This window comes from Variovorax sp. GW821-FHT10D07, from assembly GCF_059415325.1.
Map to the genome: position 1 here is coordinate 292,172 of NZ_JBWKMZ010000013.1, position 15,140 is coordinate 307,311.

The window sequence follows — 15,140 nt, forward strand, 5'->3', positions numbered from 1 at the left end:
TCGGGCTGGCTAGCGGTTCAGTGCGCGGTTCGGTCGGCGCTTTGCAGCGCTGGATGAACAGCCGCAGTGCAACTTCTCGCAGCGTTGAGCTTTCGTGGAACAGGGTAGAGGCCCGCTCGCGCAAAACTGGTATTTGCTAAACGCTCAGCCTTGCCATTGGTCGTAGGCGTTTGGAGTAGGGTGCTAATGTGCTGAAACGCCCAACCTGCATCGCAGACAACCTGGCAGCTCTGTAGCTCGAGCCGTTGTCGCTCATCACCCAGTCGATGCGCGCACCCAGGCTCGCGTGGTAGCCACCGTCCGCTGCAGGAGCTGGGTACCGCGTAGTGCGTCCATCGGGTAGAACTCGGGCAGCGGACTCTCTTAAATGGTCGTCGAGATCAGGCGCACCGCATCCCAGCCAGCTTCGGTCGTGATTGAGCGTGCAGTCTCTCGAGGTAGCCAACGCCCCAGATGTCTCCCAGGCGCTCGGTGTGGATGTACCGCACTCGCTCGCCCCGCGTCGCGCGTTCGTAGCGAACCACCGGTACCGGATAGCCCCGCCTCCTTCAGCCTAGGCTCCGCGCGGCCGAGTTGCGATCGGTCTTCAGGCAGTGCGCCGCAGCGGCAATTTCTGGCAGCGCAGCGTTGTGACTTGAGTTGCTGAATCTTGGCATCCAAAGCGTTCCACATCAAAAACGACAAGCAGCGCCCTGACAACACCCCTCAGCGCTAGCGGCCCGTAACTGGTGGTAGAGCGCCACCTTTGTCTGGGTGTTGAACGGTTCAACACCGAGGCGCTCGCAACAGATAGGCAATGCAGGTCGGCACCAGCGATGGCCTGAAGGTGATTCTTGCCGACACGCGGCATGCCTCGACGTGGTTCAACTGTTCCAAACGCGAAAGCCAAAGCGGTACGCGTTGAGGCAGGTGAGGTTCTAGCCTGGTGATCGGCATCTCAACGCTCCCGAAAAGTCTCCAGCGATTGTCGGGATGCGTCGAATGACGAGCTTTAGTGCGAGCCCGCGAAGTGGGGAAGGGGAGGGCGGCGAACCTCTAGGCGCTTCTTGATCGTCCAACCTCATACTGCGAGAAGACCGGCCGAGAATCTGCAGCGACGCAGCGAAATCCAGAACTCGAGTGGCCGGGTCATCGCAAGGGAAAGCGGAAGTGGCAGCGCGCCCTAAGAGTGCCTGGCATTTCCCCGCACGACCGGCAAGAGCGAGCAATCAGTTTGCCCAAACGGGCCGTCGCAAAGCGACAGACCTCTGTGAAAGACCGCGTGCCCGAGAGCAAGGTTTTGTGCTTAGAGAGCCTTGAGGCGCTTTATCTGCGCCGTGAGCGCGGCGAGCCACGAAGACCGATCCCGCTGCACGCGAGAGACTCCCGGCCTCAAGCACGGCGATGATGTAGCGGAGGGTACGCAGTTCCATATGGCGACTGCAGGGGAGGCCTATTCGCGGCAGGGAACGGACCCTCGACCAACGGGAAAGCACTCAAGCTTTTCGCTAGTTGGATCACGCCATATCCGGGAGCCTGTCGTTCATACGAACCAGGAGGTCGATCAGGGTGCTTGCTCATCGACTGGTCTGTTCAAGCCACTTCGCGGCAATCTGGGTGAAACGGAACAATAGACCCCGGCCTGGCACCTTTCGCATCATCCGGCAGACTTGATGGATGACCTTTTCTCCAGCTGACATCAGGTATTTCCTCGAAGTGGTCCGTCAGGGTCAAGTTGGCCGTGCCGCCGAGGCCGTGGGTGTGACGCAGCCTGCGGTTTCGAAGTCGATCCGGCGATTGGAGGATGCGGTCGGCGTGGCTCTATTCGAACGCGGCGCGCACGGCGTTCGCCTCACTGCCGAGGGTCAGCTCTTCCTGGAATCGGCGCGGCGCTTCGACACTGAGCACATCGAGCTGATGCGGTCTGCGTCCGAACTGCGGGCGCAGCATGCGGGGTTGCTGCGCGTTGGGCTGACCAACGCGGCCGGCGACGGGCCTGCGGTGCGCGTGCTTTCGGACATGGTGCGCCACCGGCCGGGCCTGCGCCTGATGATGGTCATTGGGAAGTCCGATGCGCTCAATCAGGCAGTGGAAAAGGCCGAACTCGACGTGGCCGTCGTGCCGTCCTATTCAGGAATCTCCTTCAGCTGCGATCAGTTGGCGCTGAGTGAGGACTCGGTTCGCGTGGCGGCGCGCGTCGGCCATCCGCTCGCTCGCCGCGCCGCGCTGACGCTGTCGGATCTGACCGATTGCGCTTGGGCCATGCCGAGCCGCCGGAGCGCTGCGCGCCTACTGGTGATGCAGATCTTCGAGCGGGCCGGTGCGCCGGAACCGCGAGTCACGCTGGAGGCCGACTACATGTCGGAAGCCGCAATGGGCGTGATCGCCAGCACCGACCTGGTGGGCTTGGTGCCGGCTTCGGTCATGCGCGCCTGGGGCGGACGCGTGGAGGCGCTGCCGTTGCCGATGCTCGAGTTGCGGCGCACGCTGGTGCTGCTCACACGGCCACAGGCCACGTGGTCGCCTCTGATGTCGGCCTTCCGCGATCTCCTTCTGGCGGAGCGCGCGCTAGGCGCTACCCCCGCCGCACGCTGATCGGTCTCTAGGATCGTTCGAGGTGCATCACCGGGCATTCCCACAAGTTATCGAAATCTATATCGAGAGGAATGCAATTTGGCATCGGCCTGGCTAGATTGAAGCGATCACAGCTTCAACGAGAACCGACCGTGAATCCACCCAACATCGTCCTGATCGTCGCCGACAACCTCGGCTGGGGCGAACTCGGCTGCTACGGCGGCGGCGCCCTGCGCGGCGCACCCACGCCTCGCATCGATGCACTCGCACGCCAAGGCCTGCTGCTGCAGAACTTCAACGTCGAGAGCGACTGTGTACCGACCCGCTCCGCGCTCATGAGCGGGCGGCATCCGATCCGCACCGGCTGCCTGCAATCGGTCCCGCCAGGTCTGCCGCAGGGCCTCACGCGCTGGGAGGTGACGCTCGCCGAGTTGCTGTCGGCTCAGGGGTATGCCACGGCGCACTTCGGCAAGTGGCACTTGGGCGACATCGAGGGCCGCTACCCGTCGGACCGCGGCTTCGACGAGTGGTACGGCATTCCACGCACCACCGACGAAAGCCAGTTCACCTCGACGGTCGGCTTCGACCCATCGGTCGCCGACGTCCCGCACATCATGCGTGGCCGCCGCGGCGAATCATCGGAGATCGTGAAGGTTTACGACCTCGACAGCCGCCGCGGCATCGATGCCGAACTGGTCGAGCATTCGCAGGCCTTCATGCAGCGACACCATGCGGCGCGCAAACCTTTTTTCCTGTATCTGCCGCTGGTGCATCTGCACTTTCCGACGCTGCCGCATCCGGACTTCGCCGGGCGCACCGGCGCCGGCGACTTCGCGGATTCGATGGTCGAGATGGACCACCGCGTCGGCCAGATCGTCGACGAGGTAGAGCGGCTCGGCATCGCGGACGACACGCTCTTCATCTTCTGCAGCGACAACGGACCGGAATTCCGCGCACCGTACCGCGGCACAGCCGGCCCGTGGCGCGGCACGTACCACACCGCGATGGAAGGCAGCCTGCGCGTGCCCTTCATCGCGCGCTGGCCCGGAAAGATCTCGGCTGGCCGCACCAGCAACGAACTGGTGCACGTGACCGACCTCTTCACCACGCTGGGGGCCGTTGCCGGTGCACCGCTGCCGGCCGACCGCCCCATCGACGGCGTGGACCAGCGCGCCTTTCTGTTCGGCGAAGAGGAGAAGTCGGCGCGGGAGGGCTTTCTTTTCTACATCAAGAACGACCTGCGCGCGGTGAAGTGGCGCGACTGGAAGCTGCACTTCTACTGGGAGCCCGAAGTGAACGAAGGCAAGGGCAAGCTGGAGTCACCCTACCTCTTCAACATCACGCGTGACCCGAAGGAGGAGACCGACGTGCTGGTCTTCAACACCTGGGTGCTTGGCCCCGTGCTGCGCATGGTGCAGGCCTTCAATAAAAGCTGCCAGCAGTTTCCCAATACGCCGCCGGGCAAGCCCGACTGAGCGCCGTCCGTCCATCCAGCATTTTCAGGAGTTCCTCATGTCCACACTGTCCTTTCTTCGACGCGCTTTGGTGGCCACGGCCGCCGCGCTGTTCCTGCCTGCAGCAGTGTTCGCTGCCGGCGACCCGGGCGCTTGGCCCAATGCCAAGCCCATCACGTGGATCGTCGGCTTCCCGCCCGGTGGCACCGTTGACGTGCTCACGCGCGTCGCCGCGCGCAAGCTCGGCGAAAAGACGGGACAACCGGTCGTCATCGAGAACCGACCCGGCGCCTCGGGCGCCATCGCGCTGCAGGCCGCTGCCAAGGCCGCGCCCGACGGCTACACCCTCATTACCGTGCCCGGCCCCGTGCTGTACGCGACGCAGCCGCCCGAAGTGGGCAGGGAGCTGACGGCCATCGCCACGCTGGCGCAGGGGCCGATGGTGCTGGTGAGCCGCATGCCGAACGCGCCTGCCAAGCTCTCCGATCTCATTCAGGAGATGAAAAAGAATCCGGCCGCGTGGAGCTATGCGAGTTCTGGGAACGGCACGTCGCAGCACCTGGCCGGCGAACTCTTCAACGTGAGCGCAGGCACGGCCATGACGCACGTGCCCTACAAGGGCGGCGGGCAGGCCGTGGTCGACGTGGTGGGCGCGCAGATTCCGCTGGGCATGCTAGGCGTGACGCCGGTGCTGCAGCAGATCAAGTCCGGCAAGCTCAAGGCCTATGCGGTGACGACTCGCTACCGCATCGAGAGCCTTCCGGATGTGCCGACCATGCAGGAGGCAGGGCTCAAGGATTACGACGCCGCGCAGTGGTACATCGTCGCGGCGCCGAAGGGCGTGCCGGCGGCGCAGGTGCAGCAGCTCAACACCTGGGTCAACGACATTGCCGCCTCGGCCGAGCTTCAACCGGCGCTGGTGGCCAGCGGTTCCATCGCAGGCAAGGGCAGTGCAAAGGACGCGCAGCAGTTCATCGAGGCCGACACTCGCAAGTGGAAGGAGCTCGCGACCAAGGCGAAGCTGGACATTGACTGAAGCTAATCACGCGTCACCACACCGGCTTGCCATCAAAAAAATCAGGGTTTCTTGTACTCTTTAGACGCCAGATCTCACGCAAACGTTTTGACCGATACGGGAGCCCTGAGCCAAGTTCGCTCGAGTCTTGAAAACATCGGCACCAGGTCTGAAGCTCTTCTCGCCTGCTGGAGCTCCAGGCCGTTCGTGCCGAAGAACGCTTCTCGTCCAAGTCCACCGCCCGCTGATCCATTTCTGTAGTGCGTCCCAGGCGATCGCTGTGATCTCGAACTGACGCAACGCTTAGTCTTATGCTGCATGACAACGGCTCGTGAGGGGACCTGATCACCGTGGAAGACATCGCGGACTTTGAGGGGCACCAGATCGCACCCGCGAAGCTTGCTGTCAATCCCTAAGTTGAGCAACGCAAGTTCGCGCACCTGGTTCTCTATCTGAAGGCGCACGCGCAGCGCCCAGATGTCTTTGGGCTTGAACGGTGACTTCTGACCGACGATCTTTCTCTTGTTCCAAGGCTCGCGATGAGCTGCTGGTAAAGCGGTTTTCATGATGGTCTCCCATCGAGATGGGTCATGAAGGTGCATCTTTTTAGATGCGGCTGTCCACGAGTGACCGAGCTGGCCGTGTCAGGTCTCGATGTTCGAACAGGCAAACCGGGCTAGCCTTCGCTGTCCGCTCTTCGTAGTAGCAGCCATTCATCGGCAAGGGTTCACCGACTGCTTGCAGTCTGAAGCTGCCGCGCAAGGCACGACTGCCATTCAGCAATCACAAGCCTGTTCGCTTCCCAGCCCTTGAGGTTGTGATCAATTACTTCTGAGGCGTCGTCAACAGTTGAAAAATCAACGCAAACCTCTCGAAAGATCCACAACAAGGCCGACGATGTGAGCGCGTTGCTCGGCTGGGATGAGAGCGTTGAGCAAACTAGCCATGTGCTGCGCCGACCTCGGTTTCACACCGTCGGGTGCGCGCGTCGAGCGGTACCCAAACCACAGCACTAGGTACACCCCCATGCCTTCAGCGGCCGGATTCGATGTGTAGCGAGCCGCCAACTGATCGTGCCATGCAGTCCAGACTTCCGGGTGATCGTCTTTTTTTAACTCGATCGGCACGATGACACGTCGTCCGTCTGCAATGGTCGTCGCCTGGAGGTCGGCACGCCTGTCACCCGCTGCGTAGCTCTCTTTCTCGACCTGTACGTTAAGAGGCAGGACGCGATCTCGCAGCAGTCCTTGGATAAGGTCGCGACAGTCATTCTCGATCTTGGGCTGGGTCGCTTGGGGGCCCTTACCGGTACCACTTTTGCTAGGCTTTCCTCTTGCTGTGGGCCGATAGAAGTTCTCGATCCAATTCGACTCCTCGAACTGAATTCTTTGCGCTAGTTGCCTCAAGTGATCCCTCAAGAGCTCCGCCATGTCGCGTGCATTTGCCGGGGATTTATTGAGCAAAACCTGCGCGACCAGCGCTGGAGAGGCGACAAGAAAGGATGCCTTGTTAGCGATGCGTTCGTGATCGTAGAGGAGGCTGTCGATGTAGATAGCCCAACTGCTCAACGCTGGCAGATCCCGCAAGCGCCGGAGTTCGGATCCAGCAGCCTCGCTTGTGGCATTGGCGATAGCACGTATCAAGGTCTGCGCGGCATCGCGTCGTCTATCCGAGGAGGAGATAGTGTCAGCCTCCGTTGGCCGTTCTGGAGACAACCCCGACGCAAGCAGTACGACGAGGCGCCCCATGAGTTCGGGTGAGTCCGCCAACAACGCGATCTCGTCACGCCGCTGTCTCGTGAGAGCATCTCCAAGGGTGCTCCTGAGCTCTAGATTATGTTCGCAAAGATTCAGTAGCACGTGGCAATGGGCGGCGACATCGAAGCGCATTGCGGCTACGTGAAGCACAACGGCAAGTTCATCGCTGATACCTGGTTTGGCCAGCTTGTCTTCCACCAAGCCGTGCCATTCACGCTGCTCAAGATGCAGCGCCGATGCGGGGAGAATGAGGTTTTCTACGAAGCGCAGTTGTCCGGCGCTTGGGCAAGGCGGAAAAATTCGCCATAGCTCGGGAACTACGAGCCGCGCCAGTTCCACAGGACCTCCTGTGTCGCGAAGCATATACAGCTGCTGAAAAAAAGGGCTTGTGTCTTTGGACAACTCGCGGCGCGCGAAGCGCAGCAGAATGGGGGCTAGCACCTGAGGGCGCTCATTCGCCAGCGCGACATACCAAGACGGGAGTTGGCTTTGGGTGCTGGCGAGACAGAACGCGATCATGGTGTCGACCAGTGTCGCGGGCCAGGAACGCCACGCATTCGGCTGCTCGTCGTGAATGAGCTTGGCTGCCAGCAGGCAGACCGAGTTCATATAAAGGAAATTGCCTTCGGCCAGCGTCGAGACCACATCGTCAACGCTTGGTAGGTCTGGTCTCGCAAGCGCGGCCTTGATCCCCTCGATGGCTTGGCTCGCTTGCTCGGGGCCCACGACAAGAAAATCTTGAACTCGCTCCTGCGGGGTGTCGCCCCGAATGTCCGCGTATCGTTTCGCATACGCATTGGCCACTTGATCGAGCAGGCGCGGATCTGCCAATCCGGTAGAGATGGCAGCAAGGTGCGGCGCCAATCGCTGCTGTCGCGCGGACCGTTCCGCTGCCGCTTTGGAGCGCCGCTTCTGGTTGCGCGCGTAGTTGGCGCTTTGGTAAGCATCTAGAGGCCAAGCGAATACGTCGGTCTTCCACTGCTCGGCGAGCGGCCACTGAGTGAGGTGCAGACGGACCCAGTCCTCGATCTCCTCGACAGTAATGCCGGAATCCTGCATCTCGCCGAGGGCTGCTCGCCCGGCTTCCTGTAGGCAATACTTCGCGATCTCTGGATCGTCCGTACCGTCGGCGATCTCGAGCAGCCACTGGAACCAGTTCCCGGCTCTTTTGGAGCGAAACATGCGCTCTTCTGCCATCCAAAAGTGGCGTCGTCCGTCCTGCACGTCGGGAACGACCTGTGAGAGGCCATACGCGAACGCCAGGCGCTGCTGCTCTGGATGACTTGAGAGCCATTCGCCGATGGCCGTCGCCTCGGCGCTGCTTGCATCGAGCGAGCCGTATTCGTCGATTCCAACGCCCAGCCAGGCATACAAACGTTCCGGGCTTAAGTCGGGTGTGTCAGCTAGCAAGGCTGCCGCGACTACCTTCAAGGCAAGTTCTTGCGTCTCATCGCGTGCTCGGGCCGAACCTTCCTCATCACTGTTGCGTCTTTCCGAAGCGAGGCGCGCGGCGAGCATATCCGCAGCGGCCGGAAGATCAGCCTTTGGCATCACCGTTAAGAAATCAAGAGCCCAGAACATGTGGAACCGGGTGATGTTGAACTCCTGCCGCCTGCGTCGCTGATGCTGAAGGGCCTCTGCCGTTGACATGTGAGCCGGGTACAGTGCAGTCAATAGCGCGCCAGCCAATTGGTCATCCTCATCGGCGACCACACCCGCCCGAATGTCCTCCAGCAGACGCTTTGCCGCATCAATGTCATAGCCGTCTTTTGCGAGCCACGCATTGAGTGCTGAGCGTCGTATCTCCAACCAATAACTCGAGTCCCGAGCGACTTGCTCGAGTTCTCTGGGCAACTGCAGCTCACGCTCGCCCTGTGCGATGGCGTCGGTCACGCAATCCAGCAGCGCCTGATGTGCTGGTTCGCGAGCTGTCGAGGTGAGCAGTCCGCGAAACGTCTGTTCCATGTCGCGAGTGCCAAGTGCTCCAAAGGGATGAGCATCCCAGTTTCCGTTCCGAAACCATCGGAAGCGCTCCGCCTCACGATAGAAAGCGTCCAGGATGCCTTGCTTTTCGAGCACAGAGAAATGGCGAACATCACCGTACATCACGAGTCCAAGTGCGTCCCGATCAATTAGGTAAGACCGCTCGCGTAGACAGTGCACTGTGAGCCACGCATACAAGCCGCGCAGCGGCTCCACAATACGACCGCTACTACCGCACATCATCGCGAGCACCCGTTGAACGGGAAGACCACGATCAATGCTCCGAGCCAGCGCCTTGGCCGCCAAGAATTCCGCGACCGTTCGATGCCTCGGTATGCGGCGATCTCCGTCGGCAATGAAAAGTTTGGAGCTTAGACATTCCGATGCCGTCTTCGCGCTCTGTGCAAGCTCCGTTGGCAGCACTGTCAATGAGATGACGCCTTTCTCGTCATCGGTCGGGTTCATCGTGAAACTGTGCGCATCGGACAGAAGCATGAGCGCGTAGAGATGACCTGCTGCCAACAAGATGTCATGGGCAAGCACAGGCGAAGATGAAGTGATCCGGCGTCGGATATCGTTGTGCTCGACGGCCATCTTTTCGCAAGCGAGTTCATACGTCGCTTGTTTGCTGTTGGGCCAATCGCTTCCACTGACCGCATCCACGAGCATTCCGAGCAAGAGAGGATTACCGAGCAGCGGCGTCATTCCATGTTGCTCAGCCCGCTCCAAGAAGACTCGCGGATCGGCCACGCGCCGCGGTGACCAATGCTCGAGTAAAGACTTGATGTCTTCAGAGGTCAAGGGGTCAAGCCAAAGTGTCACCACCTTACCTGCGGGGGCGACCTCAGCGAGTTCTGCCACTCCATTGATGTACCAATCAGCCTCGCGGCATGACAGCCGAAAACGAGGGCGACCGAGTTGATTCAGTTTCTGCCGTAATTCGTCAAGGGAACTCAAAAAGGCGAACGAATCGCCGCGTCGCTCGTCGAGCGCATCGATGAACAGAATCTCGTCGGTCCAGCCGTCCGGAGCGCCGAGCGCCAGGAGGCTCCGCGCAGTTACATACCGCGCACCGGAACCGATGGCGTTGGCCTCCTGTTCGAATGCGGTCGATTTGCCGGCGCCAGGTTCACCGAGGAGCACGTAGGCATCAAGATGACGCCAGGCTGAAAGCTGGCGAGCGCTAGAACTACCATCGTCACCCTTGAAGGTAGCTGAGCGTTCAACAAAATACTCTGGGTCCAACGGCATACTTGGCTCGAGAAGTCTGATGCTGAACTTTAGCGGGTGCGGGTGCGGGTGCGGGTGCGGGTGCATCCGGATGCACGACAGGCCGCCACATCCGGCGGTTTTGGTGCACGCGAGGAGAAACGCTCATGCAGAGCGATCAAGAAGCGTTGTACGTGGCTTGGGCCGTTACGGAGAAAGAACTCTTCGAGGCGCAGCGCAGGCTGTTGGTTAGTCCGGGGGTTGGATGACCCACCCGACCCCAGAAGCGATTGAGGCCGTTCGCAAGCTGCGCTTTGAGACGAAAGCGCCATCCGCGGCACTCCTTGATGCAACACGGCCGCGTGACCAACGGCTTCGCCGCCGATGCCGCATGCATCTCAAGAGCCAGTTCCCCATTTGCTGGTACACCCAGCAACGTCCTGCGCTGAAGGATGGAGAATGGTGCTTGGCTTTGAGTCCTTGAATATGGCTTTGATGGCCGCGCGTCGCTCCTGAGAGCCTTCTTTGCTACCACGGCATGCATGAGCGACGTACTCATCCAGCATGCAGTCCACGAGTTGCGTTTCGTCCTTTTGCTTTGCGCAGGAGGCTTTCCACGTTGCGGGGCGACATGCTGGCGAGTTCACCAGGTTGTTTCCGACAACGGCCATTGCAGTGTTTCCGTACTCGGTTTTGAGGCCGAGCACGGCATACCGCTTGAGTCTTGTTTCGTACGCGCGAAGGGCTACGTCGACTTGGGCCTTTTGAAAGTCTGGTTCGCGAACGGCCTTGCTGAATGCGTCTTTGATCTTCGCATCGCACATGAACTTGGCTTGCTTGTTGGCGTCACAGACCCAGTTCGCGGCGACGCAGCCATTCTTCACGGGCAGGTTCAGTGGGCCAAAGAGCTCATCGAACTTATCAGGATTTCGCGCTGTATAGGCGCGCACCAGCTCAGGAATGTTTGCCGCCGTCCAGTCCAGGATTCCAAATGTCACTCCGTCAAGTCCGAAATAACCGTCGAAGTGTTTGGCCTCGCAATTGAACGTAACGGATTTCAGGAACTTACCAAAGCCCCCCGCGGCGGGGCAGCTCGCAATCTCCGCGCAGATTTGATCAGTGTGTCGCTTGGTCGTGTTGTCACCGCACGGGCTGGTCCAGATGATATTGCCTTTGCTGTTGGGCTTATGCAGCAGCAGGCCGCCTTCTGACGCATCCGCTCGGCAATGCCCGAGGCTTGGGCATTGTTGCGCACCGGATTCGCCTGCGAAGAACGCAGCCAAGAGAAAAACTGCAAGAATCTTTTGGATAGAGATCATTTCAGTGCCTCCGTTGAGCGTACGAACTATTTACCGGGAGTCAGACAGGCATAGAAGGCGAGCGCGTGATCTGCCGTGATCTGCGCGCGTTTAGAACCCGGATTTACGATACAACGCGCCCCTGTCCAGTCCTGCGGCTGGCTCGTTTCGCCGAGAAAACTGTTGGGCAGCGAGCATCGCGTAAACATTCCCTGCGCCATCCCCTCGACGAGAATGACGGTAGCCTTATCTGGGTCAAGCGCAAGCTCAGGATGATTGACGAGCTCGTCACCCCAGCCCAAGGCGCGGCCCACAGACCGGTACTTTCTTTTGTGCGTGATCTGAACGAGGCCCCTGCCAAAATAGGAATTGCCGTTGGCGTCGGGCAGCGCATAGTTGTTGGTGATGTTCCCAGAGCCAAAGTGTGCAGTGACGGCCTTGATCGAACAGGCATCGGTACTGCACAAGCCTTCCCTTACTGGCTGCATCGAGCCAACACTCTCCCGGTACGCCGTACCTAGGATGTAGGCGAGCCAGCGCTCGTCGGTGTACTTGGTTTTCTCCCAGTAATCAAAAATCCTCTCTATCCCCGCACGACGTTCGCCCTTGAAGAGGCTTGGGGGAAGAGTTTTTGATTTCTGACAGGCCGCGTAAAACGCAGGCCGGTCTACCGCCCCGGCAAGTACCGTCGAGCCGAATAGGGCAGCGACAAAAGCGATGGAGATCCCTCTGACCATGATTGCCCCCTTTTTATTGATACTGGGCTTATGGGAGAGTGAGTAGACGGCAGCGCGCGCGAATTGTCCAGCGCTGAACCCGTTCGCAGGAACAGATTTGGCATAGACCTACCGGATTCGGTTGTTGCATCTGCGCAAGTACACCGAGCTGCCGTCCCCGTCGCTTGACCTGAAGAGGCAGCTCCATGCTTTCACTGCTTGCTTAAGATCGGCGCATGTCAAAACCTCGTCCCGTTCAGTTTCGTGCGGTGCATTCCAAGAATCGGTGGCGGGAAGCCGACCACGAAACTGAGGGCCATGCGCTAGATGGGACCTCAAAAACGGATATCCGAAGTGCCCGAGCGTTGTTCGAACATCGCAACACAGCGATCGACTACGAGCGTGAAGGCGAGCCAAGGTTTGTGATCGTATGGTCTCCAGGATCCAACAATGGCACCATCGTGCGCCCGGACTCATCCGAAGCCGTCGGCTATCGCAAGATGCCGATACCTTTCGATGATATCGACCAGTTCGAAAGGGAAGGCCCTCCGACAGACGCCGAACTCGCTCGTTACTTCCTCAAGGGTCGAAGCAGACCTTCAGTCCCCGATTGCGATACCGTTGAGGGCGTGATCGAAGACTTCGATCGTCGGCTTGCGATATCGATGCAAAGCAGCTCTGCGCAGCGAAAGCAAAGGCTCGCGCAGGCAGATCCGGTCGCGGCCAAGGTAGAGGTCCGAACCCAAGTGTTCGTTCGCAACACTGATGTGGTTGCAGAGGTCTTGGAGCGCGCTGAAGGAAAGTGCGAAGGCTGTCGAGCGCCTGCGCCTTTCCTGCGTGCTTCGAATGGCACCGGATACCTCGAGGTCCATCACCGCGTTCCGTTGGCTAAAGGTGGTGAAGACACCGTGGCGAATGCCATCGCTCTATGTCCTAACTGCCACAGGCAACGCCACTTTGGCGTATGGTCGGAGTAGCTGGATTGACAGGCCACGTCGACGTGCTCGATCACTTGCGCTTTTGGGAAGTTCCAAGGAGGCACAGCATTGCGTAGCCGGTGGCGCCGCTCAGCCCTGTAGGCGATCAGTAGCGAGCCTATGCTCGCCCATCGTCACGTGCTCAGCCTCTGCTCCACAGCGCCCAGCGCCGTCTTGATGCGTTCCTGGCCTCCAAGGGTCTGAGATCGAACGTGTCGACATCTGCGACCGGCGTGCCCACGCGCCGACGCACCTCCATTTCGAGCTCATGTGCGATGCCTCGTGCATCGCGTTCTCCTGAGAGAGCTCTTCTGCGCCACTCCATTGCCATCGAGCTCAGCGCCTCGGTGGACAGATCCTGCTTCATCGTCATGGCGAGATTGTGCAGGCAATCGTGAGAGCCCTAAGAAGAGGCTTGAGTGTTCGAAGCGAGGGAAATGTGCTGCGCGTTCAATGCCCACGGAGTAGGGAGCGGAGTCGATCTGAAGGCTCCAATCGAATCCGCGCGCCTCGCGCAGAAGATAGTCGCATATTCGTTGACTGGCTCAGTAATGCGCGGTGGCAGTCTGAGTGAGCTGCATGACAAGGAGCAGGTTGCTCTGGCAGCCTGAAGCACAAAGTGCGACAGGCCTATTCTCCGCTTACTCCCCCAGGTACGCCGCGCGCACCTTCGGATCGCTCAGCAGCCCCTTGGCGTCGCCCGACATGGTGATCAGGCCCGACTCCATCACGTAGCCGCGGTCGGCCAACTGCAGCGCGCGGTTGGCGTTCTGCTCGACCAGCAGGATGGTCACGCCCTGCGCGGCCACGGCCTGCACCACCTCGAAGATCTTGTCGCACATGATCGGCGACAGGCCCATGGTGGGTTCGTCGAGCAGCAGCACCTTGGGGCGTGCCATCAGCGCGCGGCCCATGGCCAGCATCTGCTGCTCACCGCCCGACATCGTGCCGGCCAGCTGGTCCTTGCGCTCGCGCAGCCGCGGGAAGGTCACGAACACGCGCTCCATGTCGCTCGCGATGCCGGCCTTGTCCTTGCGGATGTAGGCGCCGATCTGCAGGTTCTCGGTGATCGTCATGCGCGTGAACACGCCGCGGCCCTCGGGCACCATCACCAGGCCCTCGCCCACCAGGTCCCAGGCGCCGCGGCCCTTGATGCTGCGGCCCAGGAACTCGATGTCGCCCGCGCCCGCGGGCAGCGTGCCGGTGATCGCCTTCATGGTGGTGGTCTTGCCGGCGCCGTTGGAGCCGATCAGCGAGACCAGCTCGCCCTCGCGCACCTCGAAGTCCACGCCCTTTACGGCCTGGATGCCGCCGTAGCCCACCTTCAGGCCGCTGACCTTGAGCAACACGTTGCCGACGGCCTTGCGTTGCGAAGCGCCCGCCGCGACTTCCTCTTGGGTTTGCACTGCTGCGCTCATCTCAATGTCCTCCGGTGCCGAGGTAAGCCTCGATCACCTTTTCGTTCTTCTGTACGTCCGCCGGCGTGCCTTCGGCGATCTGCTTGCCGTAGTCGAGCACCGTGACGCGATCGCACAGGCCCATGATCAGCTTCACGTCGTGCTCGATGATCAGGATCGTGCGGTCGTCGCGGCGGATGCGGTCGATCAGCTCGCGCAGCTGGACCTTCTCGGTCATGTTCATGCCGGCCGCGGGCTCGTCGAGCGCGATGAGCTGCGGGTCGGTGGCCAGGGCACGCGCGATCTCGAGGCGGCGCTGGTCGCCGTAGCTCAGGGTGCGCGCCTTGTAGTCGGCGAACTTGCCGATGCCCACGTAATCGAGCAGCTCCTGTGCGCGCTGGGCGATGGCCTTCTCCTCGGCCTTGAACGAACCGGTGCGCAGCATCGCGCCGACTACGCCGGAGCGGGTGCGGATGTGGCGACCGACCATCACGTTCTCGAGCGCCGTCATCTCGGCGAACAGGCGGATGTTCTGGAAGGTGCGCGCGATGCCGGCCTTGGCCACCTCGTGCACGGCCGTGGGCTGGTAGGGCTTGCCGGCGAGCTCGAAGCTGCCGCTGTCGGGCGTGTAGAGCCCGGTGATGACGTTGAAGAAGGTGGTCTTGCCAGCGCCGTTGGGGCCGATCAGGCCATAGACCTGGCCGCGCTGGATGGTGATGCCGACGTCGGACAGGGCCTGCAGGCCGCCGAAGCGCTTGGAGATGCCGCGAACGTCGAGGAT

General features: G+C 61.0%; 10 protein-coding genes and 2 pseudogenes. 4 read left to right on the forward strand and 8 right to left on the reverse strand.

The features are described from left to right. Nucleotides 1-1,294: 1,294 nt before the first annotated feature. Nucleotides 1,295-1,412, reverse strand: a pseudogene (locus AC07PU_RS31935) (LysR family transcriptional regulator); the annotation flags it as partial. A 244-nt stretch (nucleotides 1,413-1,656) separates the two neighbouring features. Here AC07PU_RS31935 and AC07PU_RS31940 point away from each other — a divergent pair. The 3 genes from AC07PU_RS31940 to AC07PU_RS31950 all read left to right on the forward strand — a co-directional run bounded on the left by AC07PU_RS31940 (nucleotide 1,657) and on the right by AC07PU_RS31950 (nucleotide 5,043). Further along, entirely contained in the window at nucleotides 1,657-2,574 is a 918-nt protein-coding gene (locus AC07PU_RS31940) for a LysR family transcriptional regulator (RefSeq protein WP_495322342.1), read from the forward strand. 131 nt (nucleotides 2,575-2,705) lie between these two features. Continuing rightward, nucleotides 2,706-4,028 carry an arylsulfatase gene (locus tag AC07PU_RS31945; RefSeq protein ID WP_495322355.1) on the forward strand — a complete coding sequence of 441 codons (1,323 nt, stop codon included), beginning with the start codon at nucleotides 2,706-2,708 and terminating at the stop codon, nucleotides 4,026-4,028. 37 nt (nucleotides 4,029-4,065) lie between these two features. Continuing rightward, complete coding sequence (locus AC07PU_RS31950) at nucleotides 4,066-5,043, forward strand: Bug family tripartite tricarboxylate transporter substrate binding protein (protein ID WP_495322343.1); 978 nt, start codon at nucleotides 4,066-4,068, stop codon at nucleotides 5,041-5,043. 225 nt (nucleotides 5,044-5,268) lie between these two features. On the opposite strand, the pseudogene AC07PU_RS31955 reads toward AC07PU_RS31950, so the two are convergent. The 4 genes and pseudogenes from AC07PU_RS31955 to AC07PU_RS31970 form a co-directional block, all read right to left on the reverse strand. Beyond that, nucleotides 5,269-5,588, reverse strand: a pseudogene (locus AC07PU_RS31955) (site-specific integrase); the annotation flags it as partial. 291 nt (nucleotides 5,589-5,879) lie between these two features. Then, nucleotides 5,880-10,013, reverse strand: a complete 4,134-nt coding sequence (locus tag AC07PU_RS31960; protein ID WP_495322344.1) for an NACHT domain-containing protein — start codon at nucleotides 10,011-10,013, stop codon at nucleotides 5,880-5,882. 356 nt (nucleotides 10,014-10,369) lie between these two features. After that, a complete protein-coding gene (locus tag AC07PU_RS31965; RefSeq protein ID WP_495322345.1) occupies nucleotides 10,370-11,290 on the reverse strand; it encodes a hypothetical protein in 921 nt (306 codons plus the stop codon). A gap of 26 nt (nucleotides 11,291-11,316) precedes the next feature. Next, on the reverse strand, nucleotides 11,317-12,006 hold the full coding sequence (locus tag AC07PU_RS31970) for a glycoside hydrolase family 19 protein (protein WP_495322347.1): 690 nt from the start codon (nucleotides 12,004-12,006) through the stop codon (nucleotides 11,317-11,319). A 344-nt stretch (nucleotides 12,007-12,350) separates the two neighbouring features. Between AC07PU_RS31970 and AC07PU_RS31975 the strand changes: the two genes are divergently transcribed. Next, a complete protein-coding gene (locus tag AC07PU_RS31975) occupies nucleotides 12,351-12,962 on the forward strand; it encodes an HNH endonuclease (protein ID WP_495322348.1) in 612 nt (203 codons plus the stop codon). Between the two features lie 142 nt (nucleotides 12,963-13,104). Here the strand turns inward: AC07PU_RS31975 and AC07PU_RS31980 are convergent, their stop codons facing one another. The 3 genes from AC07PU_RS31980 to AC07PU_RS31990 form a co-directional block, all read right to left on the reverse strand. Further along, nucleotides 13,105-13,335 carry a hypothetical protein gene (locus AC07PU_RS31980; RefSeq protein ID WP_495322349.1) on the reverse strand — a complete coding sequence of 77 codons (231 nt, stop codon included), beginning with the start codon at nucleotides 13,333-13,335 and terminating at the stop codon, nucleotides 13,105-13,107. Nucleotides 13,336-13,603: 268 nt separating this feature from the next. Then, nucleotides 13,604-14,380 (reverse strand): ABC transporter ATP-binding protein, encoded by a 777-nt coding sequence (locus AC07PU_RS31985; protein WP_256223103.1) that lies wholly within the window; start codon nucleotides 14,378-14,380, stop codon nucleotides 13,604-13,606. Between the two features lies 1 nt (nucleotide 14,381). Then, nucleotides 14,382-15,140 (reverse strand): ABC transporter ATP-binding protein (locus tag AC07PU_RS31990; RefSeq protein ID WP_495322351.1); only part of this gene is annotated, 759 nt, incomplete at its 5' end.

Excerpts from the sequence above, each read along its gene's own strand:
- AC07PU_RS31965 (WP_495322345.1), bottom strand. The coding sequence starts at position 11,290 with ATGATCTCTATCCAAAAGATTCTTGCAGTTTTTCTCTTGGCTGCGTTC.
- AC07PU_RS31980 (WP_495322349.1), bottom strand. The coding sequence starts at position 13,335 with ATGACGATGAAGCAGGATCTGTCCACCGAGGCGCTGAGCTCGATGGCA.
- AC07PU_RS31970 (WP_495322347.1), bottom strand. The coding sequence starts at position 12,006 with ATGGTCAGAGGGATCTCCATCGCTTTTGTCGCTGCCCTATTCGGCTCG.
- AC07PU_RS31960 (WP_495322344.1), bottom strand. The coding sequence starts at position 10,013 with ATGCCGTTGGACCCAGAGTATTTTGTTGAACGCTCAGCTACCTTCAAG.
- AC07PU_RS31950 (WP_495322343.1), top strand. The coding sequence starts at position 4,066 with ATGTCCACACTGTCCTTTCTTCGACGCGCTTTGGTGGCCACGGCCGCC.
- AC07PU_RS31940 (WP_495322342.1), top strand. The coding sequence starts at position 1,657 with ATGACCTTTTCTCCAGCTGACATCAGGTATTTCCTCGAAGTGGTCCGT.
- AC07PU_RS31985 (WP_256223103.1), bottom strand. The coding sequence starts at position 14,380 with ATGAGCGCAGCAGTGCAAACCCAAGAGGAAGTCGCGGCGGGCGCTTCG.